The sequence below is a fragment of the Enterobacter sp. T1-1 genome, assembly GCF_000710795.1.
Taxonomy (GTDB): Bacteria; Pseudomonadota; Gammaproteobacteria; order Enterobacterales; family Enterobacteriaceae; genus Enterobacter; species Enterobacter cloacae.
This window is the reverse complement of the sequence record NZ_JALW01000001.1, coordinates 1-26,794: the sequence shown is the minus strand read 5'-3', so window position 1 is coordinate 26,794 and position 26,794 is coordinate 1. Positions and strand designations below refer to the sequence as shown.

Here is a 26,794-nt window from a genome sequence, read left to right as displayed (position 1 = left end):
CCTCCGGTTATTTGGCCAGGCCAAACGCTTTTGCTTTCTCGCGGTAGTCATTCACCTGTTTTTTGACATACTCGTCCAGCTGCTTGCCGTTCAGGTTGAACTCAAACAGCCCGCGCAGATCGCGCTGCTTTTTAAATTCGTCTGTCTGCTGCAGTTTGTTAAAGGTATCGACCCACCACTGGTATTCGGCATCGGTCACTTTTGGCCCGACAAAGAAGCCGCGGATAATCGGCCAGACGAGGTCATAACCCTGTTCTTTTGCAGTCGGCACGTTTGCCAGCTGTCCCGGCAGACGGTTTTCGGAGAAGACCGCCAGCACGCGGATTTTATCGCCGTTCAGGTAGGGCACCATTTCACTGAGGTCACCGGAAACTGCCTGCACGTGGTTGCCCATCAGCGCCGTCACCGGTTCACCGCCGCCCTCAAACGCCACGTAACGCATTTTGTGCGGATCCACTTTCGCCTGCTGCGCCAGCAGGGCGGCTTTCATCCAGTCCTGGCTGCCGATGGAGGCGCCTGCACCAATCACCACGCTGTTGGGGTCTTTTTCCATGGCGGTGAGCAAATCCTTCAGGGATTTCCACGGGGAATCTGCTCGCACGGCAATCATGCCGTAGTCGGTACCGACGGTGGCCAGCCAGCGCACGTCATCCACGCCGTAGCGGCCAAACTTGCCCTGAGAGAGGTTAAGCAGCGAGCCGCCGGAGAAGGCCACCACCGTGCCGGCTTCCGCCGGACGTTGCGCGACAATCGCGTTATAGGCCACCGCGCCCACGCCGCCTGGCATGTAGGTCACGCGCATCGGTTTTTCAATGGCCTTCGTCTCCAGCAGGCTGACCTGAATCAACTTGCAGGTGAGATCGAAACCGCCGCCCGGTTTGGCCGGAGCGATACATTCGGTGCGGGACGGGGCGTCCTGCGCCTGGACAACAGAGGCACTCAACATTAAAACGCTTGCAGCAATCGTTGAAAGTAATTGTTTTTTCATCGTTTATCCTCACGCCGGCGATCCGGGGGTACGGGTTTTTTTCTGATTATGTGAACCACCTTGTAGCGGTTCCGTTGCGTGATTGTTAAAACAATAACCTTTCATTTCCCTTTCAACGCGACACCAACTTTACAGGATGTGATATGCGTCTCTTACTGGCGGAAGATAATCGTGAGCTGGCTCACTGGCTGGAGAAAGCGCTGGTGCAGGAAGGCTTTGCCGTAGACTGCGTTTCTGACGGGCGCGCGGCCGATCATCTGCTGCAGGGGGAAAACTACGCGGTAGCGATACTGGACATCGGTATGCCCGGTTTTGACGGCCTGGAGGTGGTGCACCGTTTACGTAAACGCGGCCAGACCTTGCCGGTGCTGTTTCTCACCGCACGCAGCAACGTGGCTGATCGGGTAAAAGGCCTGAACGCCGGGGCGGATGATTATCTGCCAAAACCGTTTGAGCTGGAGGAGCTGGACGCCAGGCTTCGCGCCCTGCTGCGCAGAAGCGAGGGGAGAACCCAGGAACGCCAGCGCCTTGGGGAGCTGGAGTATGACGACGACGGTTTTTTCCTGCTGCGCGACGAGCCGCTCTCGCTCACCCCGCGCGAACTGTCGCTGCTGAAGGTGCTGATGCATCGTCGCACCCGCCCCGTTTCCCGGCAGCAGTTGTTCGATCAGGTGTTTAGCCTGAACGACGACGTCAGCCCGGAGAGTCTCGATCTTTACATTCATCGCTTGCGCAAAAAGCTGAGCGGCAGCGGCGTGCGGATCACCACCCTGCGCGGACTGGGCTATGTGCTGGAGTGCGGCGATGAAGTGGGTTAAGCCTCAGTCGCTTTATCTGCAACTGCTGCTTTTTCTCGGCCTGCCGCTGCTGTTGCTGTGGGGATTATCGGCTTTTAACAGTTACGTCAGCGCCCTGCAGGCGGCGACCCAGGCGTACGACCGCACGCTGTTATCTTCGGCGCGTACCGTCTCTGAGCGGCTGGAGGTGCACAACGGCAAGCTGCTGGTTGATGTTCCCTGGGTGGTGCTCGACAGCTTTGAGCTGAACATGAACGATCGTCTCTATTACAAGGTGGTTGACCCGGAGGGGCGGGTGATCTCCGGCTATGACGATCTGCCGAACATGCCCCCCTCCACGTCGCGCACCACGCACTATCCCGCGCTGGCCTGGTTTTATCATACCGAGTATCGCGGCCAGGCGATCCGCGTGGCGAAGCTGCTCCAGCCAATTAACGAAGACAATGTTTCCGGTATGGCGGAGATCTACGTCGCCGAAACCTTGCAGTCGCGGCGCTATCTCGCCACTCAGCTTCTGTTTTCATCGCTCGTTTCGCAGGGATTGCTGGTGCTGCTGACGCTGGTCTTAACCGCCTGGCTGCTGCGCCGCGTGCTGCGCCCGATGCGTCAGCTCTCCTCGCTGATGGTGCGCCGTGAGCCTGGGCTGCTGGCCCCGCTGCCGGAGCTGCTGCCCTGGTCGGAAACGCGGCTGCTGATCGTGGCTTTTAACCGTTATATCGACAGATTACGCGGCGTGCTTTCCCGCCAGGAGCGCTTCAACGCCGATGCGTCTCATCAGCTCAAAACGCCGCTGGCGGTGCTCAAAACCCAGGTTTCCGTTGCCCTGACGCGAAACGATCCGGCCCTGTGGCAGGAGAGTTTACGCGCCATGAACGTGACGCTGGATAACACCATCGTCCTCACCGAACGGCTGCTGCAACTCTCCACGGTGAGGCGCAAAGAGCAGGGGGATCGTCAGTTTGCGCCGGTGGACCTGGTTCAGGTGGTGCAGAACTGCTGTTTCTCCAGACTGACGCAGGCGCGCAGCAAGGCGATCGATTTGGGTTATGACGGCATTCAGCAACCCGTCTTGATAGACGGTGATGAGGTGCTGCTGGGGGAGCTGTGCGCCAACCTGCTTGAGAACGCGATCAAGTACACCCCGGCAGGAGGCATCGTCACCGTGTTCCTGCACACCGACGCGGGCGGCGTTGAGCTCAGCGTGGAGGATAGCGGGCCCGGCATAGAAGACAGCCAGATTCATCAGGCAATACTGCCTTTCCATCGGCTCGACAACGTCGGGGACGCCAGCGGATCGGGTATCGGGCTGGCGCTGGCGAGCGATATCGCCCGGCTTCACCGAAGCCACCTGCAGCTTTCCCGCAGTGAGGCACTGGGAGGGCTGAGCGTAAAAATGCGCTTTCTGTTGCTGACGTAAAAAAACCGCGCGTTTCAAATCGTTACAATCTACTTGCCCGCCGCACGCAGAGTGCTTGATCGCCAGGCGTCTCAGGTTAAAATCTCGCGGTTTTTTTGGGACTTTTCTATAAATTGCGCGGGAACACGATAATGAAAAAAGTGGCATTGATGGGCTTAGGCCTGATATTCGTTTCGGCGGCAGCTAACGCCATCAGCTTTAACGGCTCTGCGGGTCAGGATTACACCCATCTGGGCTTTGGCCTGGGTACCGAGACCGCCGGTCTGGCGATGACCGGCGGCTGGACGCATAACGATGACGATGGCGATGCGGCAAGCCTCGGCCTGGGTCTGAATATTCCTCTTGGCCCGTTCCTGGCCACCGTCGGCGGTAAAGGTATCTACACCAACCCGAACGACGGCGACGAAGGGTACGCGGCAGCGGTGGGCGGCGGTCTGCAGTGGAAAATTGGCGACAGCTTCGGCCTGTTTGGTGAGTACTACTACTCGCCGGACTCCCTCTCCAGCGGTATCGACAGCTATGAAGAAGCCAACGCGGGTGCGCGCTGGACCATCATGCGCCCAATTACCATTGAAGCGGGTTATCGTTATCTGAATCTGGCGGGCAAAGACGGCAACCGCGACAACGCGCTGGCTGACGGCCCGTACGTGGGCGTCAGCGCAGGCTTCTAACTCCTCCGGCGCGGCGTCCGTCGCGCCAGTTTCTCTCCTCTCCATGCCGGTGATTGCGCTATAGTGTTTTCACCATATAAGCGGGAGAACACAATGATTAACGTGGAGATGTTATCCACCGGCGACGAAGTGCTGCATGGACAGATTATTGATACCAATGCTGCCTGGCTTGCCGATCTTTTCTTTGAGCAAGGATTACCGTTAACGCGCCGCAATACCGTAGGCGACAGTCTTGAGTCGCTGGTGACCGTTCTGCGCGAGCGTAGCGAACACTGCGACGTGCTGATTGTGAACGGTGGGCTCGGCCCTACCAGCGACGATCTCAGCGCGCTGGCTGCCGCGACCGCCAAAGGCGAAGGGCTGGTGTTGCACGAGGAGTGGCTGGCCCACATGGAGCGTTTCTTCTCCGAACGTGGCCGCGTGATGGCACCCAGCAACCGCAAACAGGCTGAAATCCCGGCCAGCGCCGAACTGGTCGATAACCCGGTGGGTACCGCCTGCGGTTTCGCCGTTCAACTGAACCGCTGCCTGATGTTCTTCACGCCGGGTGTCCCGTCTGAATTTAAGGTGATGGTCGAACAGCAGATCCTGCCGCGCCTTCGTCAACGTTTTACCCTGCCTGAACCGCCAGTCTGCCTGCGCCTGACCACCTTTGGCCGTTCGGAAAGCGATCTGGCGCAGAGCCTCGATCACCTGCCGCTGCCGCCGGGGGTATCCATGGGCTATCGCTCTTCCATGCCGATCATTGAACTCAAGCTCACCGGGCCTGCCACGCAGAAAGCGGCGATGCTGGCGCTCTGGCCGGAAGTGCAGCGCGTGGCGGGCGAAAGTCTGATTTTCGAGGGCACGGAAGGGCTACCGGCGCAGATTGCGAAGCATCTGCAGTCGCGCCAGCTGAGCGTCACCCTCAGCGAGCAGTTCACCGGCGGCCTGCTGGCGCTGCAACTGTCGCGCGTTAATGCTCCGCTGCTGGCCAGCGAGGTGGTGCCGTTCCAGCAGGAGACGCTGGCGCAGACGGCGCGCTGGGCGTCAGAACGCCGGGTCAACCATTTTGCCGGGCTGGCGCTGTTTGTCGGGGGGATGGATGAGGAATATCTCAACTTTGCGCTGGCTACGCCGGAAGGGACGCATGCCTTAAGAGTCAAAATGAGTATCACCCGCCACAGCCTGGCGGTGCGTCAGGACGTCTGCGCCATGATGGCGCTGAACATGCTGCGTCGCTGGCTGGCAGGTAAAGAGGTGACCAGCGAGCACGGCTGGATCAACGTGGTGGAATCGCTGTTCGTTGAGTGACCGGTTTGCCGGGGCGGCGGCCCCGGCGATACCTAACCCAGGGCCTTCGCCAGCAACGTGATCGGATGCTCGCAGCGCTTGCTGGTGGACATCTCTATCTGCCACTTGCAGGTTTCGCAGTCGGTCACCACGATATCCGCGCCGCTCTCCTCAATCTGGCGGAACAGCGGCGCGCCAATTGCCTGTGATGTCTCGTAATTTTCACGCTTAAAGCCGTACGTCCCCGCAATGCCGCAGCAGCGCGAATCCAGCACCGTCAGTTCCAGCCCCGGAATTAACCGCAACAGTTCCAGCGTGTAAAGCGCCCAGCCCATTTTTTCCATATGGCACGGCGTGTGGTAGACCACTTTCAGGGGTAAATTTTTCAGCGGTAACGTCTGCCCGCTGTCCAGCTTGCGCCACAGGAAACGGGTTGCCAGCTCGATATGTTCGCGCAGGCCGGTATTGTCCACGTCCAGCAGGTGCGGATACTCATCGCGCAGCGTGAAGGTGCAGGTCGAGGAGGTGGCCAGCACCGGAATGCCTTTATCGACGATGGCCTCGCGCAGCGACGAGACGTTGCTTCTGGCCTGTTTGCGCGCTTTATCGGTAAACCCGTTGGCGATCAGCGGCACGCCGCAGCATTTTTCCTTGTTCAGTAACTGCACGCCTGTACCCATGGCGTTCAGCACTTTCAGCAGATCTTTACCCAGTTGCGGATGGTTGTAGTTCACGTAGCAGCCATGGAAGAACGCGACCTGGTCGGCATACCGCGCCTGGTCTGCCGCTACGGATTTGTACCAGCGGCGGAAAGTGCCGTGGGAATATTTGGGCAGACTGCGGTGATGGTCGATCTTAAGCGTGGCATCCAGCAGCTGGCGCACCGGTTTCAGCGAGGTCGCGGCGTTCACCAGCGGGGCAAACGGCGTGGAGACGCTGCCCATCAGATCGGTATGGCTAAGAATGGCATCGCGCAGCGACGGTTTTTGCGTGCTATAGCGTGCCCGGGCGCGCTGAATAATGTCGCCGATTTTCACATCCGACGGACAGGCGACTTCACAACGTTTGCAGTTGATGCAGTATTTCAGCGCGTCATCGTACAGCGCGCCGTCCTTCAGACGCAGGCGCTCGCCGTCCGGCCCGGCCTGTTTCGGCCCGGGATAGCGCGGGTTAACGCCGCTGACCGGGCAGACGGTGGTGCAGACCGTGCATTTGATGCAGCTTTCAAAGCGGGTATCGTTCATTGTTCAGCCTCCGTGCGCTGGCAAATCTGCTCTGCCACATAGAGCGCCGTTATGGCGCAGACGCCGCCGCCGCAGCCCTGGGCGATAGGATCGTATCCGCCCAAAAGCGAGCCGATGGCGTAGAGATTCGGTACTGACTTTCCTGAAAGTTGCGGATGCAGCTGGTTATTCACGATTACGCCGAACTGCTGCCACGGCTGCGGGGCAAAGAAATCGCTCTGATACCAGTCCGCGCGAGAGGCGCTCTGGCGGACGTCCAGCCCCATAATCGCCTCGCGAATGCCGTCCCGGCTGCTCAGCAGACCGTTGCTGAAGAAACTGCCGCTTGCCAGCACCGCGTAACGCGTACGAAGCGGAATATCGTCGTGGTTGCGGGTCCAGATTTCGCTCACCGAGCCGTCAGTCAGGGTGATTTTTTTCACTTCATCACCCGCCATCCACACGCCTCCCTGGGCCACAAACTGGCGCTGAAGCTGGGTATGCAGGCGAATGCCGGGCACCGACGGAGGAAGCGTTGGCAGCAGGCCGAGCGAGCAGGGCAGGCGGTCGGACAGCCAGCGCCACAGCCGGTTGTCCTGCAAGCCAAAGCAGGCGGGCATAAACAGCGCATCGCATCCCTCTGCAAGCGGTTTGAGCGCCTCATACAGCAGCGGCCATTTCTCTTCGTTATCGAGCAAACGGGCAATATTCACCGCGCGGAACTCGCTGGGGTTGTCGCGCAGGACATCCAGCTCAGGAAGGTCAATCTCTGCCGTTTCAGCGTTGACCCCCTGGCGACTGAGCGAGGCCGCTGCCAGATGGGGCTGAAAATCCAGAAAACCGCTAATGCCCACCACCCGCACGCGCGTGGCCTTGAACGGAGCAACGGGCACCTCCTCCGGGCTGAGCCAGGCGGAACGCAGGGTGCCAAGCGGCGTGACGCGCGCGTGATTTTGCCTGGCGCTCCCCTGCATACGTGCGCCGCAATCAGCCAGCAGCGCTTCGGTCTCCAGGGCAAAGCGGTCAATGTGCTGCGCGCCAGTCAGGTGATAAGGATGCTCTGCCGGCAGTTTTTCGCGGTACGTTTCGTCCACCAGATCCAGCGAGCCCGACGAGAAGTGCAGGGCGCTCTGGCCCCGGGTGATAATGGCGCAGCGCAGTCCCTGCTTCGTGAGTTTGATGCCACAGAGCAGACCCGCCAGCCCGCCGCCGACGATCACCGTATCAAATTTCATCGCGTTGCTCCTTCTCAAGACCGCAAAGCCCCTGGTACACCCAGCGGGTAAATTCGCTTTCACGCAGGGCATCGCCCCAGGCGACAGGCTGAATGCCTTTCCAGCGCTCGTTCAGAAAATCGCTGAGCTGATCGAGCGACTGGGTAGCGGTGGTGGTATGAAAACGCTGCAGCAGCCCGGCGGCACGGCAGGCACACAGCTCCCCCTGACAGGTACCCATCCCGACACGGGTGCGGCGGCGGAGATCGAGCAGGCTATTCACCGTCAGATTCTCCACGGCGTATTGCACTTCCCCGGCGGTAACGGCCTCGCACTCGCATACCAGACTGCGGCTCAGCCGTCCTTCACCCAGCCAGACCGGTGTTCTGTCGCCATGGCGATAGACAGCCGAACCACGCAGGGGGGCAGGCAGGGAGATAATTTTTTGCAGCGTTTTCTCGGTGGACTGGCGCGAGCCGGGCAGGGGCTGTTCTGCGGTCACGCACGGTTCGCTATTGCCCAGTTTGCGGCAGACAGCATCCGTCGCCCATTCGGCCATCAGGCGGTAGGTCATCAATTTACCGCCGGTGATGGTGATGAAGCCGTCCAGCCCGTCGCGCGCGGCATGGTCAAGCAGCACAATGCCGCGGCTGACATTGCGTCCGCTCGGGTCGTTATCGCTGGCGACAAGCGGACGCACACCCGCGTAGGCGCGCAGGATGCGGGTCTGGGCCATCACCGGCGCCAGTTTTTCCCCTTCGCGCAGCAGGATGTCGACCTCTTCTGCGGTGACCCGATTGTAGTCAATCTCGCTGTAGTCAACGTGGGTGGAGGTGGTCCCGATTAACGAAATGGTATCGCCGGGGACAAGGATGTCTGCGTCAGACGGTTTACGGCAGCGGTTGATGACATGGTTATTAATGCGGTGGTCGAGGATCAGCAGCGAGCCTTTGGCCGGGAACATGCGCACAGATAAATCGGCGTATTCTGCGATGCGTTGCCCCCAGATCCCCGCCGCGTTGACCACCACGGCGGCATACAGCTCGCTGTGTTCGTTGTACTGCGTATCCAGGACCCGCACGCCCACGATGCGATGCCCCTCACGGATAAGCCCGGTGACCTGATGACCGGTCAGGATCCGCGCGCTGTGCTCGCGGGCGTCCAGCATGTTGGCCGCCGTCAGACGAAACGGATCCACGGTGCCGTCCGGGACTTTTACTGCACCCGTCAGTGCCGGATTAACCGAAGGTTCGATGCGGCGTGCAAGGGCCGGGTCAATGGCTTGTGCCTGAATTCCCGCGGCCTGGCAGGCAGTAATGAAAGTTGACTGAAAGGCGAGATCGTCTTCGGGAAGCGTAATAAACAGGCCGTCGGTCGGTTCAATACAATGGCGGGCGATACGTCGCAGGATCTGATTTTCGGCGATACATTCGCGTGCCGATTCGCCGTCGGTGACGGCGTAGCGGGCGCCGCTGTGCAGCAGGCCATGATTGCGTCCGGTAGCGCCGGTCGCAATATCATGGCGCTCCAGGAGCGTGACGCTCAGCCCTCTGAGCGCACAGTCGCGTGCGATGCCAGCGCCGGTCGCCCCCCCGCCAATGATAATCACATCGCTGTAGCGTGGATCGTGAATTGTCATTGTCATCCCTCTGTGTTCGTTTTTTATCATTTAGCCACATGAAAACTGTGGTTTGTTTGATTTCGAACACAAACGAGCGAAATTCGAAAGTGAAACGTGATTCCATGCGCTTTTTTGCGCATGTTGTCATATTTCTGTAACAATCTGTGCGTTGATTCACAGTAACAATCACCGTGATTTCTTAACATCCCCGCCTTGCTGGAGTTTGGGGCAGTTAAACCCCTGTAAATTCAATACATGGCCACGGAGGCTGTCATGCTCAGTATCTTTAAACCTGCGCCGCACCGGGCGCGTCTGCCTGAGGCAGAAATAGATCCGCTTTACCGCCGCCTGCGCTGGCAAATCTTCCTGGGGATCTTCTTCGGGTATGCGGCGTATTACCTTGTGCGTAAAAACTTTGCCCTCGCCATGCCTTATCTGGTTGAGCAGGGCTTTTCACGTGGCGATCTCGGGTTCGCGCTGTCGGGGATCTCCATCGCCTACGGCTTTTCGAAATTCATCATGGGATCGGTGTCGGATCGCTCGAATCCGCGCGTGTTCCTGCCAGCCGGTCTGATCCTGGCGGCGGCGGTGATGCTGTTTATGGGCTTTGTGCCATGGGCAACGTCCAGCATCGCCATTATGTTTGTGCTGTTGTTCCTGTGTGGCTGGTTCCAGGGGATGGGATGGCCGCCATGCGGGCGTACCATGGTGCACTGGTGGTCGCAAAAGGAGCGTGGTGGCATCGTGTCGGTGTGGAACTGCGCGCATAACGTGGGTGGCGGCATTCCGCCTCTGCTGTTCCTGCTGGGGATGGCCTGGTTTAACGACTGGCACGCTGCGCTCTATATGCCTGCCTTTGGCGCCATTCTGGTGGCGATTATCGCCTTTGCGCTGATGCGTGATACACCGCAGTCCTGCGGCCTGCCGCCGATTGAGGAGTACAAAAACGACTATCCGGATGATTACAGCGAGAAGCACGAAGAAGAGCTGACGGCAAAGCAGATCTTCATGAAGTATGTGTTGCCAAACAAACTGCTGTGGTACATCGCGGTTGCGAACGTGTTTGTTTACCTGCTGCGCTACGGCATCCTCGACTGGTCACCGACCTACCTGAAAGAGGTGAAGCATTTCGCGCTGGATAAATCCTCCTGGGCCTACTTCCTGTACGAATACGCGGGGATCCCGGGGACGCTGATTTGCGGCTGGATGTCGGACAAAGTATTTAAGGGCAACCGTGGCGCAACGGGCGTCTTCTTTATGACGCTCGTGACCATTGCCACCGTCGTCTACTGGCTCAACCCGCCGGGTAACCCGGGCGTGGATATGACCTGTATGATCGTCATCGGCTTCCTGATTTATGGTCCTGTTATGTTGATCGGTCTGCATGCGCTGGAACTGGCACCGAAAAAAGCAGCCGGTACGGCGGCAGGCTTTACCGGTCTGTTTGGCTACCTGGGCGGTTCGGTTGCGGCGAGCGCCATCGTGGGCTATACCGTTGACTTCTTCGGCTGGGACGGCGGCTTTATGGTGATGATCGGCGGCAGCGTGCTGGCGGTACTGCTGCTGATTGTTGTGATGATTGGTGAAAAACGTCACCACGCGGACGTGCTGGCGCGTCGTCAATAAGGAGCATTGCCATGAAATTAACTCAATTAGCGACCGGTCTGCTGCTGGCGGGCCTGATGACCGGCTCCGCGCTGGCGGCGGATAAAATCGTTATTGCCCATCGCGGCGCAAGCGGCTATCTGCCGGAGCATACGCTACCGGCGAAAGCGATGGCCTACGCGCAGGGGGCCGATTATCTTGAGCAGGATCTGGTGATGACAAAGGACGACCAGCTGGTCGTCCTGCATGACCACTATCTTGATCGCGTGACCGATGTGGCGGAGCGTTTCCCGGACCGCGCCCGTAAAGATGGTCGTTTTTACGCCATCGATTTTACTCTGGATGAAATCCGTTCTCTGAAGTTTACCGAAGGCTTCGAGATTGAAAACGGCAAGAAGGTGCAGGTTTATCCGGGACGTTTCCCGATGGGTAAATCTGACTTCCGTATCCATACCTTCCAGGAAGAGATTGAGTTTGTTCAGGGGCTGAACCACTCAACGGGCAAAAATATCGGTATCTATCCGGAAATTAAAGCCCCGTGGTTCCATCACCAGGAAGGGAAGGATATTGCCGCGAAGACGCTGGAGGTGCTGAAGCAATACGGCTACACCAGCAAGAAGGACAAAGTATATCTCCAGTGTTTTGACGCCGCAGAACTGAAGCGCATCAAAACCGAGCTGGAGCCTAAGATGGGGATGGATCTCAATCTGGTCCAGCTGATTGCCTATACCGACTGGAACGAAACCCAGGAGAAGCAGGCAGACGGCAAGTGGGTAAACTACAACTACGACTGGATGTTCAAACCGGGTGCCATGAAGCAGATCGCGCAGTACGCCGACGGGATCGGGCCGGATTACCACATGCTGGTGGCGGAAGGTTCAACCCCGGGCCACGTGAAGCTGACGGCGATGGTAAAAGAGGCACACGCCAGCAAGATGCAGGTGCATCCGTATACGGTGCGTGCTGACCAGTTACCGCCGTACGCCACGGACGTGAATCAGCTTTACGAGGTGTTGTATAAGCAGGCGGACGTAGACGGGTTGTTTACGGATTTCCCGGATAAAGCAGTTTCATTCCTGCATAACAAGTAATACAAGGGGCCGTAAGGCCCTTTTTTATTCGGGCAGTAGGCCGGCCAGCCTTAGCTTTTTTTCCCATTCTGGCTCTGGCCCTAGCTGTTCTGCGACCAGGTTGACCAGCGCCTGGATCACCGGCGAGGCGCGACGCGTCTGGCGATACAGGGCCACAATGTTGCCACCATCCGGTTGCCAGCCGGGTAAAATGATATTCAGTTCTCCGCGCAATATCGCATCAGCACCTAAAAATAACGGCATGACCACAATCCCAAGCCCTGCTTTGGCGGCTTCCAGCAGGCTGAAAGCATTATCCGAACGCAGACGATTTCTGACGCGCCAGTTCTGGCGCTGCCCGTTATGCAGTAGCTGCCAGCAACCGCCTGGCGCACGGTGGGTATATAACAGTCCGTCATGCTGCTCCAGCTCAACGGGGTGCACAGGCGTGCCCCGTTGCGCCAGATAGTCCGGGCTCGCGCACAGCCAGGTCAGATTGCGCGCCAGCGTGCGGGCGATGAGCGTAGAGTCCGGGACGAGACCGAGGCGGATGGCGATATCAAAGTCGGGCTGATGCATATTAATCTGCCGATCTTCTGTCGAGATATCGAGAGACAGCCCCGGATGAGCGCCAATAAATCCGGCCAGGATCGTCGACAAATGGGTGGTCATAAAGGTATGCGAGGTGGCGATACGCAGCTCGCCGTGAAGCTCGCTGCGTGAGGGTGCCACGGCTTCTTCCGCCTGTGTGACTTCGTCAAGGATACGCACGCACTCCTGATAAAAAAGCAGACCCGCTTCCGTCAGGCTAAGGCGGGGCCCACGCTCCAGCAAGCTTGCGCCAAGCCGTTTCTCCAGCATCTTGACGCGCTGGCTGACCACCGATTTTGATGTTCCCAGCTTTGCCGCCGCGCCAACAAAGCTTTGCGACTCAACAACCGAAACAAACGTGCTCATCTCCACGAACTTGTTCACACAGGCGCTCCTTTATGGCTTATTCGGTTTACTATGCGCCGTTCAGGGAGCCGGAAAAACGGCTGGCGAGATATTCTGCCGCCATGATCACATCCGGGTTAGTCGCCTGAGAGGGAACGTCCGGGAACAGCGAGGCATCGACGACAAACAGCCCGTTAATGCCGAAGACGTTGCCGCTCGCGTCCACGACTGCTGCCGGATCGCTTTCTTTACCCATCGGTGCTGTCGCGCTGAGGTGTAGATTGCTTTTCACCGTCGCACGCTGCTCCTCAGCTATCTGCTGGTCTGTTTTGGCGAGTTTACCGCCTTTAACTGCCGGGACTTCGCCAGTAACCAGTGCCTGCAATGGACCTTCCTGCACCAGTGCCCGGGACAACTTCACCGCTTCGACCATCCGCATGACGTCGCGCTCGTCGCCCAGCAGATTGAGATCGATACTGGGGGCGAGCAGCGGATTGCGGCTCGTCAGTGTCAGACGCCCACGGGCACAGGGGCGAGCCACGGTGAAAAAGAGCTGGAAACCCGCCCCGTGTGGAAACAGTCCTGGATCGACGAAGTGGTTATTGCTGATATACAGATCCAGTTCGTCGGCTGCGGCCAGCGAAGATTGCGTCCAGAGCGTTGCACCTATTGGGGGATAGCTGGCATGTTCTGCAGAGGTCGCCAGCATGATCCCGTTCACGGGTTGTTCCTGCAAATTGCGGCCAACGGGGAGATCCTGTTTCAGCGGGATTTCCAGACGGCGTAAATCGTCAGCAGGACCAATGCCGGAGCGTAACAGAATGGCTGGCGTACCGGCCGCACCGGCACAAAGGAACACGCAGTCGGCAGCGATCCGTGTCCCATCCGCAAGCTGTATGCCGTTCACCCGCGAATTGTCTATCAGCGCTTTATCCACAACCGTCATGCCGACAATTGACAGATTCTTGCGCGCCCGAACCTCCGCCGTCAGGTAGACCATGCCGGTGTTTTGCCGGATGCCGTTGACAACATTCAGTGGATAGATGGCGACGCCGTGTTGTTGTGCGCCGTTAATATCGTCAATGGCGGCAAAGCCGTGAGCGCGACAGGCGTGATAAAACGCCTGACTTGCCGGACTGAGTGTCTCCAGCGCAGGTAATCGCACCGGAACGGGGCCGTGGCGGCCATGCCAGCGATCGTCGCCATAGTCGGCATTTTCAAGCCGTTTGAACCACGGTAAGACCCTATCAAACGACCAGTCGCTCAGTCCGCGCTTTACCCAGCGGTCAAAATCGAATTTAGGGGCGCGAACAAACGCGCCTGCGTTGATCGTGGAGCCGCCACCGAGCACTTTGGCCCGCAGATGACCAGAGGTATGATCGGTTCCCGTTGCCGCGCCGTGTTCCCAGACGTAATCACCGCCGCCAACAGAGTGGCTTTGCGCCAGTTCGTCCGGCCAGCCATCGGGGGCAAAGACGGGGCCGCCCTCCAGCAGCAATACCTGGCAGTCAGGGTTCTCGCTAAGACGTGCGGCGAGAACCGCACCCGCTGAACCACCGCCTGCGACTATGACGTCGTACGATTGTTTCATTATCCTGGCGCTGTTTTCCGGCTTGATGGATACCATTTTTCCTCTCCTCATGAATATCGTTACGCAGCGCATCAGCCAGTTTTTCTGCCATCATGATGATGGTCGGATTGAGGTTGATGAGCGGGATTTCGGGCAAGATCGATGCGTCGATGACCCGTAAGTCATGCAGACCATAGAGGCACCCGTTTTCATCCACCACGGCATAGGGGTCATCAGGGGACCCCATCGGTGCGGTGGAGCAGGGGTGCTGGAGGGTGCTAACCCCCTGCGCCAGAGCCTGGCGAATGTCAGATTCATCATCCCCGACCGAGGCTCCGGGGCTGATTTCGTACTCAATGAGCTGGCGCAGCGGCGGCATATCCGCCAGCAGGCGTGCCAGACGAAAACACTCGACCATCCGGCGCATGTCATCTTCTGTCGTCAGGTGATTAAGCGCTATTTCTGGTGCATCGTGAGGGTCACGGCTCTTCAGGCGGATGTAGCCTGTGGAGCTGCAATGCATGAGTTCCAGCCCGAGGGAGAAGGCGACGCCGGTTGGGCTGAGGTCTGCAGGTAACAGATGCGAAGGGGAAATGGCAATGTCCATTTCGCGGGCTGATTTGGCAAAGCTTGAATTCGTCCAGATCTGGGCGGCGACAACCGGATGCTCGTGGCCCTTAAGTTCGGCTTTTCCGGCGAAGTTTATCCAGTAGAAGGCGTGATCCCGCAGACGCTCACCCACCGGGGCCTCTTTCACGACGGGGATCGACAGCGATTCCAGATGGTGGCGTGGGCCGATGCCTGAGCGCAGCAATATCGCGGCGGAACCATAGGCGCCGGCGCTGAGGATTGTCTGGCGGGCAAAGCACTGTTCCCCGTCGGCAAGCTGCACGCCTTTGACCCGGTTCTCCTCAACGATCAGCTTGTCCGTGAGCGCCCCATACACGATGGTCAGGTTCGGGCGCTGGCGCACCTTGCGGGTAAGCCATGCCATTCCGGTATTCACCCGAACGCCGTTAATGATATTCATCGGATTGGGCCCGGCGCCGTTGTTGGCTTCTGGGTGGTTAAAGTCTTCAACCCGCGCAAAACCCAGCTGCCACGCCGCTTCCAGGGTGGCCCGCTGAACTGGGGTGATCTCCTCTAACGTCATCTGATGGATCGGAAGTGGACCTTCACGACCGTGATATTTATCCTCACCCAAAGGGTAGGTTTCCATCTTTTTGTAGTAGGGCAGCACATCTTCATATTTCCAGCCCTTAAGCCCTTTTGCCGTGATGCGTTCGAAATCCCAGGGGAGCGCCCGGCAGGCGACGGCGGCGTTAATGGCTGAACTTCCGCCGAGGGTTTTGCCGCGCGGAGTATAGACGGGATCGGGCTGGCTGACCGGGCTGGCGTAATAGCCCCATTCATATCGCTGATCGCCATTCGCCGCGATAATATTGCCGCTGTAAAGCAGTTCCGGATAGCCATCGGGATCAAATGACGGACCATATTCCAGCAGCAGAACACGTGTCTGCTCATCTTCGCTAAGACGTGCTGCCAGCACTGCCCCGGCAGAGCCCGCGCCAACGATAATAATATCGTAGGGCATCTGCTCAGGGGATGTGGTCATGAACTGTTCTAAGGATAAAACGGACATTGCTGATGGCCTCCTCAGGTGGATATACCGTTAGAGTAAGCGGCATGAGGAGGGGTGAACAGGTGAGGAAAGGCGAATCACGGGTTCGTAAATCACGAACCCGAAAGGAGGGGTTGGCGCTATATTTCTATTTCAATATCACCTTTTGCCCGGCAGCAGCAGGGCAAAATTTCCCCTTCATTGATAAAGGCCAGCGGTTCGGTCAGCCAGTCCACCTGGCCGGTGACCAGGCGGCAGCGGCAGGAGCCGCAATAGCCTTCACGACACTGATACTCTACCGTCACCTGATTCGCCTCAAGGGCTGCCAGCAGGGAAGGGTGCTCTTCCTGGCACAGCACTTCTGTGCCCGAAAGACTCAGCGTTACGCGCGTCATCAGAGCTGGAAATTGCTCAGGTCGTCAGTGTTGACTTCAGAATCAATCTGACCGACCAGGTAAGAACTTACTTCCACTTCCTGTGGCGCTACCTGCACGTTATCGGACACCAGCCAGGTGTTGATCCACGGGATCGGGTTGGAGCGCGTCTGGAATGGCAGATCGAGACCGACCGCCTGCATACGGATGTTGGTGATGTACTCAACGTACTGGCACAGAATGTCTTTGTTCAGGCCAATCATGGAGCCGTCGCGGAACAGGTAGTCTGCCCACTCTTTCTCCTGCTGTGCGGCCAGCACGAACAGGTCGTAGCACTCCTGCTTGCACTCTTCAGCGATTTCCGCCATCTCCGGGTCGTCTGCACCGCTGCGCAGCAGGTTCAGCATGTGCTGGGTGCCGGTCAGGTGCAGGGCTTCGTCACGGGCGATCAGACGGATGATTTTGGCGTTACCTTCCATCAGCTTGCGCTCGGCAAACGCAAAGGAGCAGGCAAAGCTCACGTAGAAGCGGATGGCTTCCAGGGCATTAACGCTCATCAGGCACAGGTACAGCTGCTTTTTCAGCGCGCGCAGGTTCACGGTGACGGTTTTGCCGTTCACGTTGTGGGTCCCTTCGCCCAGCAGGTGCCAGTAGCTGGTCATCTCGATCAGCTCGTCGTAGTAGTGGGCAATCCCTTCCGCGCGTTTCTGAATCTGCTCGTTGGTGACGATATCGTCAAACACCACCGCCGGATCGTTAACGATGTTGCGGATAATGTGGGTGTAAGAGCGGGAGTGGATCGTCTCCGAGAACGCCCAGGTTTCCACCCAGGTTTCCAGTTCCGGAATGGAGATCAGCGGCAGCAGGGCAACGTTCGGGCTGCGGCCCTGAATGGAGTCCAGCAGCGTCTGGTACTTCAGGTTGCTGATGAAAATGTGTTTTTCATGCTCCGGCAACGCCTGGAAATCGATACGATCGCGGGAAACGTCCACTTCTTCCGGACGCCAGAAGAAGGAGAGTTGCTTTTCAATCAGCTTTTCGAAGATGTCATATTTTTGCTGATCGTAGCGTGCCACATTGACCGGCTGGCCGAAGAACATCGGCTCTTTGAGCTGGTCGTTTTTCGTCTGTGAAAAGGTGGTATATGCCATGAGTGTGTCCTGTGGTGTTATTTCCCCCTCATCCCGGCCCTCTCCCACAGGGAGAGGGGGAAAGAGTTCCCTCTCCCTGTGGGAGAGGGTTAGGGTGAGGGGATTTATTAGATCTTACATGCGCCGCTTTCGCAGCCATCATCCTGAATTGACGGTGCCAGATCGTCCTGCGCGTCTTCTGCACCATCACGGGTGTTGTGATAATACAGAGTTTTCACGCCAAATTTGTACGCGGTGAGCAGGTCTTTCAGCAGTTGCTGCATGGGCACTTTACCAGACGGGAAACGCGTCGGGTCGTAGTTGGTATTGGCAGAGATCGACTGATCGATGAATTTCTGCATGATACCCACCAGCTGCAGATAGCCGTCATTGTTTGGCATTTCCCACAGCAGCTCGTAGTTGTCTTTCAGCAGCTCGTAATCCGGCACCACCTGGCGCAGGATGCCGTCTTTCGACGCTTTAATGCTGACGTGACCGCGCGGCGGCTCGATACCGTTGGTGGCGTTAGAGATCTGCGAAGAGGTCTCAGACGGCATCAGGGCAGAGAGCGTGGAGTTGCGCAGGCCGTGAGTCTTAATGGACTCGCGCAGTGCTTCCCAGTCCAGATGCAGCGGCGCGTTTGCAATCGCATCCAGGTCTTTCTTGTAGGTGTCGATTGGCAGAATGCCTTTCGCATAGGTGGTTTCGTTAAACCACGGGCATGCGCCTTGCTCTTTTGCCAGCTCGTTAGACGCTTTCAGCAGGTAATACTGGATCGCTTCGAACGTTTCGTGGGTCAGGTTGTTCGCGCTGCCGTCGGAGTAACGCTTACCGTGTTTCGCCAGCCAGTAGGCGAAGTTGATGACGCCGATACCCAGCGTACGACGGCCCATTGCGCCGCGTTTCGCCGCCGGGATTGGGTAATCCTGGTAGTCCAGCAGGGCGTCGAGCGCACGGACGGCCAGCACTGCCAGCTCTTCCAGCTCGTCCAGGCTCTTAATCGCGCCCAGGTTGAACGCAGACAGCGTACACAGCGCGATTTCGCCGTTTTCGTCGTTCACGTCTTCCAGCGGTTTGGTCGGCAGGGCGATCTCCAGGCACAGGTTAGACTGGCGCACTGGCGCAACAACCGGATCAAACGGGCTGTGGGTGTTGCAGTGGTCAACGTTCTGGATGTAGATACGGCCGGTAGAGGCACGTTCCTGCATCATCAGGGAGAACAGATCGACCGCCTTCACGCGCTGTTTACGGATGCTGTCGTCTTTTTCGTATTTTGTGTACAGACGTTCAAACTCGTCCTGATCGGCGAAGAACGCGTCATACAGACCCGGGACATCGGACGGGCTGAACAGGGTAATGTCTTCACCTTTCAGCAGACGGGTGTACATCAGTTTGTTGATCTGCACGCCGTAGTCCATGTGACGCACGCGGTTACCTTCAACCCCACGGTTGTTTTTCAGTACCAGCAGGCTTTCGACTTCCAGGTGCCACATTGGGTAGAACAGGGTTGCCGCACCACCGCGCACGCCGCCCTGAGAGCAGGATTTTACTGCCGTCTGGAAGTGCTTGTAGAACGGGATACAACCGGTATGGAACGCTTCACCGCCGCGAATTGGGCTGCCCAAGGCACGAATGCGACCGGCGTTGATACCGATACCGGCACGCTGGGAGACGTATTTGACAATCGCGCTGGAGGTCGCGTTGATGGAATCCAGGCTGTCACCGCACTCGATCAGTACGCAGGAGCTGAACTGACGGGTTGGGGTACGCACGCCAGACATAATCGGCGTCGGCAGAGAAATCTTGAACGTAGAGACCGCATCATAGAAACGCTTAACGTATTCCAGACGGGTGTCACGCGGGTAGTTAGAGAACAGGCAGGCGGCCACCAGAATATAGAGGAACTGGGCGCTCTCGTAGATTTCGCCCGTGACACGGTTCTGAACCAGGTATTTGCCTTCGAGCTGTTTCACCGCTGCGTAGGAGAAGTTCATATCACGCCAGTGATCGATAAACCCGTTCATCTGCTCGAACTCTTCTTCCGTATAGTCTTCCAGCAGATGCGTGTCGTATTTACCCAGCTCAACCATTTTCACCACGTGGTCGTAAAGCGCAGGCGGCTCGAACTGGCCGTAGGCTTTTTTACGCAGGTGGAAAATCGCCAGACGTGCAGCGAGGTACTGATAATCCGGCGCTTCGCGGGAGATCAGATCCGCCGCCGCTTTGATGATGGTTTCGTGGATATCAGACGTTTTGATGCCGTCGTAGAACTGAATATGGGAACGCAGTTCAACCTGGGAGATAGATACGTTGTTCAGGCCTTCTGCTGCCCAGTCGAGAACTCGATGGATTTTGTCCAGATTGATACGCTCGGTAGTACCGTCGCGCTTTGTCACCAGCAGACTCTGATTCATGTGGGTTTTACCTGTCCGTGAAATAAAAAAATATCCCCCGTTTATCCACAGATCCGCCTTGTGACTAACTCTGTGGATAAATACTACATATAGGGGGTTTGCGATAAGAGAAACGCTATATGGTGAGTATTCTAGTAAGGATTCTTTTCAGTACAAGGGTTGATTTTGACGTTAAATTGAGGTTGTGAAAGGGTAAAAAAGGCTAAGTCCTCATGCTGTAAGGCCTGGAAGAGATGTCAATAATTAAGAAAAAAAATTCAAAATTTGATCGAGTGCTGATTTCTTCAACGGGAGGTCAGAATTGCGCAACATGATGTCGCGCAATCTTTATAAGAATAATGGATGACGTTAGTCGTTTTTGGCGGTGGTGTGCAACATATAGTTAACATCCACGCCCGGGGCGAGTTTGAATTTATCGGTCAGCGGATTGTAGTGCAGACCGGTGATGTGCTGCTCCTTGAGCCACGTCTGGTCAACCCAGCCCAGTAACTCGGCAGGCTTGATGAATTTCTTCACGTCGTGTGTACCTTTGGGCACCATGCGCAGTACATATTCTGCGCCGACGACGGCCATCAGCCAGGCTTTGCCGTTACGGTTGATGGTGGAGAAGAAGACCTGGCCGCCCGGTTTCACCAGTTTTGCGCAGGCATTGACGACGGACTGCGGGTCGGGAACGTGCTCCAGCATCTCCATGCAGGTGACCACGTCGTACTGGTGCGCATGTTTTGCCGCGTGTTCCTCAACGGTTTCCTGCACGTACTCCACCTGAATCCCGGACTCCAGGGCATGCAGACGGGCAACCTGCAACGGTTCAAAACCCATATCCAGGCCGGTGACAGTGGCCCCTTCGCGCGCCATGCTCTCTGCCAGGATGCCGCCGCCGCAGCCGACGTCGAGCACTTTTTTACCGAACAGACCGCCGGAACGCTCCGCGATATAGCCCAGACGCAGCGGGTTGATGCGATGCAGAGGTTTGAACTCACCTTCGAGATCCCACCAGCGGGACGCCACCGCTTCAAATTTGGCAATCTCTTCGTGGTCTACGTTGTGAGCCACCGGGGATTTTTCGGCATTCATGGGCGCTTTTACTCCTTATTTAGCAAGACGAATGAGTATATCAGGCAATCCCTGTGAATAAAGCGTATAGGTTTACCTGTATCACCGCGGCTGTGTTATAATTTGCGACCTTTGAATCCGGGATACAGTAGAGGGATAGCGGTTAGATGAGCGACCTTGCGAGAGAAATTACACCGGTTAACATCGAGGAAGAGCTGAAGAGCTCCTATCTGGACTATGCGATGTCGGTCATTGTTGGCCGTGCGCTGCCGGACGTCCGCGATGGCCTGAAGCCGGTACACCGTCGCGTACTATACGCCATGAACGTATTGGGCAATGACTGGAATAAAGCCTACAAAAAATCTGCCCGTGTCGTTGGTGACGTAATCGGTAAATACCATCCCCATGGTGATTCCGCGGTGTACGACACCATCGTTCGTATGGCGCAGCCTTTCTCGCTGCGTTACATGCTGGTAGATGGTCAGGGTAACTTTGGTTCTATCGACGGCGACTCCGCCGCGGCAATGCGTTATACGGAAATCCGTCTGGCGAAAATTGCCCATGAGCTGATGGCCGACCTGGAAAAAGAGACGGTTGATTTCGTTGATAACTACGATGGCACGGAAAAAATTCCTGACGTCATGCCAACGAAGATCCCTAACCTGCTGGTGAACGGTTCGTCCGGTATCGCCGTAGGGATGGCGACCAACATTCCGCCGCACAACATCACCGAAGTGATCAACGGCTGCCTGGCCTATATCGACGATGAAGACATCAGCATTGAAGGGCTGATGGAACACATCCCGGGCCCGGACTTCCCGACGGCGGCCATCATCAACGGTCGTCGTGGTATTGAAGAAGCGTACCGCACCGGTCGCGGCAAGATTTACATCCGTGCCCGCGCCGAAGTGGAAGCAGATGCCAAAACCGGCCGTGAAACCATCATTGTTCACGAGATCCCGTATCAGGTGAACAAAGCGCGACTGATTGAAAAAATCGCCGAGCTGGTAAAAGAAAAACGTGTTGAAGGCATCAGCGCGCTGCGCGACGAGTCTGATAAAGACGGTATGCGCATCGTGATTGAAATCAAACGCGACGCGGTGGGCGAGGTTGTGCTGAACAACCTGTACTCCCAGACTCAGCTGCAGGTCTCCTTCGGTATCAACATGGTTGCACTGCACCATGGTCAGCCGAAGATCATGAACCTGAAAGAGATCCTGAGCGCGTTTGTCCGTCACCGCCGCGAAGTGGTGACCCGTCGTACTATTTTCGAACTGCGCAAAGCGCGTGACCGTGCCCACATCCTTGAGGCACTGGCCGTGGCGCTGGCCAACATCGACCCGATCATTGAACTGATCCGTCGCGCGCCAACCCCGGCGGAAGCGAAAACCGCGCTGATTTCCCGTCCGTGGGATCTGGGCAACGTTGCGGCAATGCTGGAGCGTGCCGGTGATGACGCCGCGCGTCCTGAGTGGCTGGAACCTGAATTCGGCGTGCGTGATGGTCAGTACTACCTGACTGAACAGCAGGCCCAGGCGATTCTGGATCTGCGTCTGCAGAAACTGACCGGCCTTGAGCATGAAAAACTGCTCGACGAATATAAAGAGCTGCTGGAGCAGATCGCTGAACTGCTGCACATCCTGGGCAGCGCAGAGCGCCTGATGGAAGTGATCCGCGAAGAGCTGGAGCTGATCCGCGATCAGTTCGGCGATGAGCGTCGCACCGAAATCACCGCCAACTCCGCAGATATCAACATCGAAGACCTGATCAACCAGGAAGACGTTGTTGTGACCCTGTCTCACCAGGGCTACGTGAAGTATCAGCCGTTAACTGACTACGAAGCACAGCGTCGTGGTGGTAAAGGCAAATCTGCGGCACGTATTAAAGAAGAAGACTTTATTGACCGTCTGCTGGTGGCGAACACCCATGACACCATCCTCTGCTTCTCCAGCCGGGGTCGTCTGTACTGGATGAAGGTCTACCAGTTGCCGGAAGCGAGCCGTGGTGCACGTGGTCGTCCGATCGTTAACCTGCTACCGCTGGAAGCGAACGAACGTATCACCGCCATTCTGCCGGTACGCGAGTACGAAGAGGGCGTGAACGTCTTTATGGCGACTGCCAGCGGTACCGTGAAGAAAACCGCGCTGACCGAGTTCAGCCGTCCACGTTCTGCCGGTATCATCGCGGTGAACCTGAACGAAGGCGATGAGCTGATTGGCGTCGATCTGACTTCAGGCAAAGATGAAGTCATGCTCTTCTCCGCAGCCGGTAAAGTGGTGCGCTTCAAAGAAGACGCCGTCCGCGCAATGGGTCGTACCGCAACGGGCGTTCGCGGTATCAAACTGGCGGGCGAAGACAGCGTCGTTTCTCTGATTATTCCGCGCGGGGAAGGGGCTATCCTGACCGTGACGCAGAATGGTTACGGTAAACGTACCGCGGAAGGGGAATACCCAACCAAGTCGCGTGGCACGCAGGGCGTTATCTCTATCAAGGTGACCGAGCGCAACGGTTCCGTTGTGGGCGCGGTGCAGGTAGACGATGCCGACCAGATCATGATGATCACCGATGCCGGTACGCTGGTGCGTACCCGCGTGTCGGAGATTAGCGTGGTGGGTCGTAATACCCAGGGCGTTATCCTCATCCGTACGGCGGAAGATGAAAACGTGGTGGGTCTGCAACGTGTTGCTGAGCCAGTGGACGACGAAGAGCTCGACTCCATCGACGGTAGCGTCGCGGAAGGTGATGATGATATCGCACCGGAAGTGGACACCGACGATGATGCAGCGGATGATGCTGACGAGTAATGTCTCCTGACGCATAAAGGGCCGGATTCCGGCCCTTTTCTTTTGCAGATGCAGACAAGTCAACGTTGCGACAAGCCGCGTTTACCGCTACCTTAACCACATTCTTTTTGACCCCGACGGCGGAGCCTCGCCCCTTTGAAATACCTCGTCTCCTTTCGAACCACGCTGAAAGTCTCTCGCTATCTGTTTCGGGCGCTGGCGCTCTTGCTTTGGTTACTGGTGGCCTTGTCCTCGGTGTTTTACATCGTCAACGCGCTGCACCAGAAAGAAGCGGAGATCCGTCAGGAATTTAACCTAAGTTCCGATCAGGCCCAGCGCTATATTCAGCGCACCTCCGACGTGATGAAGGAGCTGAAGTACATTGCCGAAAATCGCCTGACGGCGGAAAACGGTATTCTTGCCATCCGCGGGCGTAATGACAAAACCGAAGTACCGGATTTCGAGCCGCTGTTCCCGGATTCCGACTGCTCCGCCATGAGCAACACCTGGCGCGGTTCCCTGGAATCGCTCTCCTGGTTTATGCGCTACTGGCGCGACAACTTCTCCGCCGCCTATGACCTGAACCGCGTGTTCCTGATTGGCAGCGAAAACCTCTGTATGGCCGACTTTGGCCTGCGCGATGTGCCCGTCGAACGTGATGATGCGCTGAAAAGCCTGCATGAACGCATTTTGAAATACCGCAATGCGCCGCAGGACGAGCGCGGGAATAACATCTTCTGGATAAGCCAGGGGCCGCGCATGGGCGTGGGCTATTTCTATGCGCTGACGCCAGTTTATCTGGGCAATCGCCTGCAGGCGCTACTGGGCATTGAACAGACCATCCGCATGGAAAACTTCTTCACGCCGGGCAGCCTGCCGATGGGAGTGACCATTCTGGATGAGAACGGCCATCCCCTGATTTCACTCACCGGGCCGGATAATCGCCTGAACGTCGATCCGCACTGGATGCAGGAGCGTTCGTGGTTTGGCTATACCTCAGGATTCCGTGAGCTGGTGCTGAAGAAAAGCTTACCGCCATCGTCGCTGAGTATCGTCTATTCCCTGCCGGTGGATATGGTGCTTGAGCGGATCCGTATTCTTATCATGAATGCCATCCTACTGAACGTGCTGGCCGGTGGCGCGCTGTTTACCCTGGCGCGGATGTATGAGCGGAAGATTTTTATCCCCGCTGAAAGCGATGCCCAGCGTCTGGAGGAACACGAGCAGTTTAACCGTAAGATTGTTGCCTCCGCACCGGTGGGGATCTGTATCCTGCGCACCCAGGACGGCACCAATATCCTCAGTAATGAACTGGCGCATAACTACCTGAACATGCTGACGCACGAGGACCGGCAAAGGCTGACGCAAATTATCTGTGGTCAGCAGGTGAATTTTGTCGACGTGCTGACCAGCACCCACACCAACTTACAGATAAGCTTCGTGCATTCGCGCTATCGCAATGAAAACGTGGCGATTTGCGTGCTGGTGGATGTCTCCGCACGTGTGAAGATGGAAGAGTCTTTGCAGGAGATGGCCCAGGCGGCAGAGCAGGCCAGCCAGTCGAAATCCATGTTCCTTGCCACCGTCAGTCACGAACTGCGTACGCCGCTGTACGGGATTATCGGCAACCTCGATCTGCTGCAAACCAAAGAGCTGCCGAAAGGCGTTGATCGCCTGGTGACGGCGATGAACAACTCCTCAAGCCTGCTGCTGAAAATCATCAGCGACATTCTCGATTTCTCGAAAATTGAGTCCGAGCAGCTGAAAATTGAACCGCGAGAGTTCTCTCCGCGCGAGGTGATGAACCACATCAGCGCCAACTATCTGCCGCTGGTGGTACGTAAACAGCTGGGTCTCTATTGCTTTATTGAGCCAGACGTACCGCTGACGCTGCATGGCGATCCTATGCGTCTGCAGCAGGTCATTTCGAACCTGCTCAGTAACGCCATCAAGTTCACCGACATCGGCTGTATCGTGTTGCATGTATGCCGGGCAGGGGACTACCTGAGCATTCGCGTGCGGGATACCGGCGTTGGGATCCCGGCGAAGGAAGTGGTTCGTCTGTTTGACCCGTTCTTCCAGGTTGGTACCGGCGTGCAGCGTAACTTCCAGGGGACCGGACTGGGGCTGGCAATTTGTGAGAAGCTCGTCAGCATGATGGACGGCGATATCTCGGTGGATACCGAACCCGGTATGGGCAGCCAGTTCACCATTCGTATTCCGCTCTATTCTGCGCAGTATCCGGCGAAAACGACGGTTGACGGCCTGAGCGATAAGCGCTGCTGGCTGGCGGTGCACAACGCCTCGCTGAATGATTATCTGACGGCACTGCTGAACCACAGCGGCGTGCGGGTTTCCCGTTATGAAGGCCAGACGCCGGACGTGGACGATGTGCTGATCACCGATGACACGCTGGCGCAACCGTGGCAGGGAAGGGGCGTGGTGATGTTCTGTCGTCGCCACATCGGTATTCCGGTTGAGCGTGCGCCGGGCGAGTGGGTTCACAGTGTAGCGACGCCACATGAGCTGTTGGGGCTGCTGGCGCGCATCTACAGCGTGCAGCTCGAAGAGAACGATGGCGCGGCGACCCTGCCGTCACCGGAATCGCTGGCGTCGGTGAACGACGATATGATGATTCTGGTCGTGGATGACCATCCGATTAACCGTCGCCTGCTGGCTGACCAGCTGGGCTCGCTGGGTTATCAATGCAAAACCGCCAATGACGGTGTGGATGCGCTGAATGTGCTCAGTAAAAACCATATTGATATCGTTCTCAGCGACGTGAATATGCCCAATATGGACGGCTATCGTCTGACGCAGCGTATCCGCCAGCTTGGTCTGACGTTGCCGGTGGTTGGCGTCACGGCGAATGCGCTGGCGGAAGAGAAACAGCGCTGCCTGGAGTCAGGAATGGACAGCTGTCTGTCGAAACCGGTTACGCTGGACGTATTAAAACAGACATTGTCGATATACGCGGATCGCGTGAGAAAAACGCGGACATAAAAAAGGCCCGTAAGGGCCTTTTACTTTTC

At 57.4% G+C, this 26,794-nt stretch carries 19 protein-coding genes; 8 read left to right on the top strand and 11 right to left on the bottom strand.

Annotated features, from left to right (window positions below):
- Positions 1-7: 7 nt before the first annotated feature.
- Positions 8-988: a Bug family tripartite tricarboxylate transporter substrate binding protein gene (locus AK59_RS0100095; RefSeq protein WP_029881726.1), complete on the bottom strand. Its 981-nt coding sequence runs from the start codon at positions 986-988 to the stop codon at positions 8-10.
- Positions 989-1,131: 143 nt separating this feature from the next.
- Here AK59_RS0100095 and tctD point away from each other — a divergent pair, with 143 nt between their 5' ends.
- The 4 genes from tctD to AK59_RS0100075 all read left to right on the top strand — a co-directional run bounded on the left by tctD (position 1,132) and on the right by AK59_RS0100075 (position 5,166).
- On the top strand, positions 1,132-1,806 hold the full coding sequence (tctD, locus tag AK59_RS0100090; RefSeq protein WP_013098025.1) for a transcriptional regulator TctD: 675 nt from the start codon (positions 1,132-1,134) through the stop codon (positions 1,804-1,806).
- Positions 1,793-3,202, top strand: coding sequence for a sensor histidine kinase (locus AK59_RS0100085; RefSeq protein ID WP_029881725.1), 1,410 nt, complete (start codon positions 1,793-1,795; stop codon positions 3,200-3,202). Before tctD ends, AK59_RS0100085 begins: the two co-directional genes overlap by 14 nt.
- Before the next feature lie 131 nt (positions 3,203-3,333).
- Entirely contained in the window at positions 3,334-3,873 is a 540-nt protein-coding gene (locus tag AK59_RS0100080) for a YfaZ family outer membrane protein (RefSeq protein ID WP_013098023.1), read from the top strand.
- Between the two features lie 93 nt (positions 3,874-3,966).
- Positions 3,967-5,166 carry a nicotinamide mononucleotide deamidase-related protein YfaY gene (locus AK59_RS0100075; protein WP_029881724.1) on the top strand — a complete coding sequence of 400 codons (1,200 nt, stop codon included), beginning with the start codon at positions 3,967-3,969 and terminating at the stop codon, positions 5,164-5,166.
- 32 nt (positions 5,167-5,198) lie between these two features.
- Here AK59_RS0100075 and glpC read toward each other — a convergent pair whose 3' ends face one another.
- From glpC to glpA, 3 genes are read right to left on the bottom strand one after another with little or no spacing between them, the layout of a single operon-like run.
- Positions 5,199-6,389, bottom strand: a complete 1,191-nt coding sequence (gene glpC / locus AK59_RS0100070; RefSeq protein ID WP_020690658.1) for an anaerobic glycerol-3-phosphate dehydrogenase subunit GlpC — start codon at positions 6,387-6,389, stop codon at positions 5,199-5,201.
- Positions 6,386-7,603, bottom strand: a complete 1,218-nt coding sequence (gene glpB, locus AK59_RS0100065) for a glycerol-3-phosphate dehydrogenase subunit GlpB (RefSeq protein WP_029881723.1) — start codon at positions 7,601-7,603, stop codon at positions 6,386-6,388. Before glpB ends, glpC begins: the two co-directional genes overlap by 4 nt.
- A complete protein-coding gene (gene glpA / locus AK59_RS0100060; RefSeq protein WP_013098019.1) occupies positions 7,593-9,221 on the bottom strand; it encodes an anaerobic glycerol-3-phosphate dehydrogenase subunit A in 1,629 nt (542 codons plus the stop codon). Before glpA ends, glpB begins: the two co-directional genes overlap by 11 nt.
- Positions 9,222-9,476: 255 nt before the next feature.
- On the opposite strand from glpA, the gene glpT reads away from it, so the two are divergent.
- Positions 9,477-10,829, top strand: coding sequence for a glycerol-3-phosphate transporter (gene glpT, locus AK59_RS0100055; RefSeq protein ID WP_013098018.1), 1,353 nt, complete (start codon positions 9,477-9,479; stop codon positions 10,827-10,829).
- Between the two features lie 11 nt (positions 10,830-10,840).
- Positions 10,841-11,899: a glycerophosphodiester phosphodiesterase gene (gene glpQ, locus AK59_RS0100050; RefSeq protein WP_013098017.1), complete on the top strand. Its 1,059-nt coding sequence runs from the start codon at positions 10,841-10,843 to the stop codon at positions 11,897-11,899.
- 24 nt (positions 11,900-11,923) lie between these two features.
- On the opposite strand, the gene AK59_RS0100045 is transcribed toward glpQ, so the two are convergent.
- From AK59_RS0100045 to ubiG, 7 genes are all read right to left on the bottom strand, one after another.
- Entirely contained in the window at positions 11,924-12,853 is a 930-nt protein-coding gene (locus AK59_RS0100045; RefSeq protein ID WP_013098016.1) for a LysR family transcriptional regulator, read from the bottom strand.
- A 31-nt stretch (positions 12,854-12,884) separates the two neighbouring features.
- A complete protein-coding gene (locus tag AK59_RS0100040; protein WP_029881722.1) occupies positions 12,885-14,405 on the bottom strand; it encodes a GMC family oxidoreductase in 1,521 nt (506 codons plus the stop codon).
- Positions 14,335-16,026, bottom strand: a complete 1,692-nt coding sequence (locus AK59_RS0100035; RefSeq protein WP_029881721.1) for a GMC family oxidoreductase — start codon at positions 16,024-16,026, stop codon at positions 14,335-14,337. Before AK59_RS0100035 ends, AK59_RS0100040 begins: the two co-directional genes overlap by 71 nt.
- Positions 16,027-16,145: 119 nt before the next feature.
- Entirely contained in the window at positions 16,146-16,400 is a 255-nt protein-coding gene (yfaE, locus tag AK59_RS0100030) for a class I ribonucleotide reductase maintenance protein YfaE (protein ID WP_013098013.1), read from the bottom strand.
- Entirely contained in the window at positions 16,400-17,530 is a 1,131-nt protein-coding gene (nrdB, locus tag AK59_RS0100025; RefSeq protein WP_013098012.1) for a class Ia ribonucleoside-diphosphate reductase subunit beta, read from the bottom strand. The genes yfaE and nrdB overlap by 1 nt, the downstream gene beginning before the upstream one ends.
- A 107-nt stretch (positions 17,531-17,637) precedes the next feature.
- A complete protein-coding gene (gene nrdA / locus AK59_RS0100020) occupies positions 17,638-19,923 on the bottom strand; it encodes a class 1a ribonucleoside-diphosphate reductase subunit alpha (protein WP_020690664.1) in 2,286 nt (761 codons plus the stop codon).
- Between the two features lie 348 nt (positions 19,924-20,271).
- Positions 20,272-21,000 carry a bifunctional 2-polyprenyl-6-hydroxyphenol methylase/3-demethylubiquinol 3-O-methyltransferase UbiG gene (gene ubiG / locus AK59_RS0100015; RefSeq protein ID WP_020690665.1) on the bottom strand — a complete coding sequence of 243 codons (729 nt, stop codon included), beginning with the start codon at positions 20,998-21,000 and terminating at the stop codon, positions 20,272-20,274.
- Between the two features lie 146 nt (positions 21,001-21,146).
- Here ubiG and gyrA point away from each other — a divergent pair, with 146 nt between their 5' ends.
- Complete coding sequence (gyrA, locus tag AK59_RS0100010; protein ID WP_013098009.1) at positions 21,147-23,783, top strand: DNA topoisomerase (ATP-hydrolyzing) subunit A; 2,637 nt, start codon at positions 21,147-21,149, stop codon at positions 23,781-23,783.
- A 135-nt stretch (positions 23,784-23,918) separates the two neighbouring features.
- Complete coding sequence (gene rcsC / locus AK59_RS0100005) at positions 23,919-26,765, top strand: two-component system sensor histidine kinase RcsC (RefSeq protein WP_020690666.1); 2,847 nt, start codon at positions 23,919-23,921, stop codon at positions 26,763-26,765.
- Positions 26,766-26,794 lie beyond the last annotated feature (29 nt).

What these genes read in the sequence shown, in the direction of transcription:
- AK59_RS0100095 (WP_029881726.1), bottom strand. Translation starts at nt 988, where the DNA reads ATGAAAAAACAATTACTTTCAACGATTGCTGCAAGCGTTTTAATGTTG.
- tctD (WP_013098025.1), top strand. Translation starts at nt 1,132, where the DNA reads ATGCGTCTCTTACTGGCGGAAGATAATCGTGAGCTGGCTCACTGGCTG.
- AK59_RS0100085 (WP_029881725.1), top strand. Translation starts at nt 1,793, where the DNA reads ATGAAGTGGGTTAAGCCTCAGTCGCTTTATCTGCAACTGCTGCTTTTT.
- AK59_RS0100080 (WP_013098023.1), top strand. Translation starts at nt 3,334, where the DNA reads ATGAAAAAAGTGGCATTGATGGGCTTAGGCCTGATATTCGTTTCGGCG.
- AK59_RS0100075 (WP_029881724.1), top strand. Translation starts at nt 3,967, where the DNA reads ATGATTAACGTGGAGATGTTATCCACCGGCGACGAAGTGCTGCATGGA.
- glpC (WP_020690658.1), bottom strand. Translation starts at nt 6,389, where the DNA reads ATGAACGATACCCGCTTTGAAAGCTGCATCAAATGCACGGTCTGCACC.
- glpB (WP_029881723.1), bottom strand. Translation starts at nt 7,603, where the DNA reads ATGAAATTTGATACGGTGATCGTCGGCGGCGGGCTGGCGGGTCTGCTC.
- glpA (WP_013098019.1), bottom strand. Translation starts at nt 9,221, where the DNA reads ATGACAATTCACGATCCACGCTACAGCGATGTGATTATCATTGGCGGG.
- glpT (WP_013098018.1), top strand. Translation starts at nt 9,477, where the DNA reads ATGCTCAGTATCTTTAAACCTGCGCCGCACCGGGCGCGTCTGCCTGAG.
- glpQ (WP_013098017.1), top strand. Translation starts at nt 10,841, where the DNA reads ATGAAATTAACTCAATTAGCGACCGGTCTGCTGCTGGCGGGCCTGATG.
- AK59_RS0100040 (WP_029881722.1), bottom strand. Translation starts at nt 14,405, where the DNA reads ATGAAACAATCGTACGACGTCATAGTCGCAGGCGGTGGTTCAGCGGGT.
- AK59_RS0100035 (WP_029881721.1), bottom strand. Translation starts at nt 16,026, where the DNA reads ATGTCCGTTTTATCCTTAGAACAGTTCATGACCACATCCCCTGAGCAG.
- yfaE (WP_013098013.1), bottom strand. Translation starts at nt 16,400, where the DNA reads ATGACGCGCGTAACGCTGAGTCTTTCGGGCACAGAAGTGCTGTGCCAG.
- nrdB (WP_013098012.1), bottom strand. Translation starts at nt 17,530, where the DNA reads ATGGCATATACCACCTTTTCACAGACGAAAAACGACCAGCTCAAAGAG.
- nrdA (WP_020690664.1), bottom strand. Translation starts at nt 19,923, where the DNA reads ATGAATCAGAGTCTGCTGGTGACAAAGCGCGACGGTACTACCGAGCGT.
- ubiG (WP_020690665.1), bottom strand. Translation starts at nt 21,000, where the DNA reads ATGAATGCCGAAAAATCCCCGGTGGCTCACAACGTAGACCACGAAGAG.
- gyrA (WP_013098009.1), top strand. Translation starts at nt 21,147, where the DNA reads ATGAGCGACCTTGCGAGAGAAATTACACCGGTTAACATCGAGGAAGAG.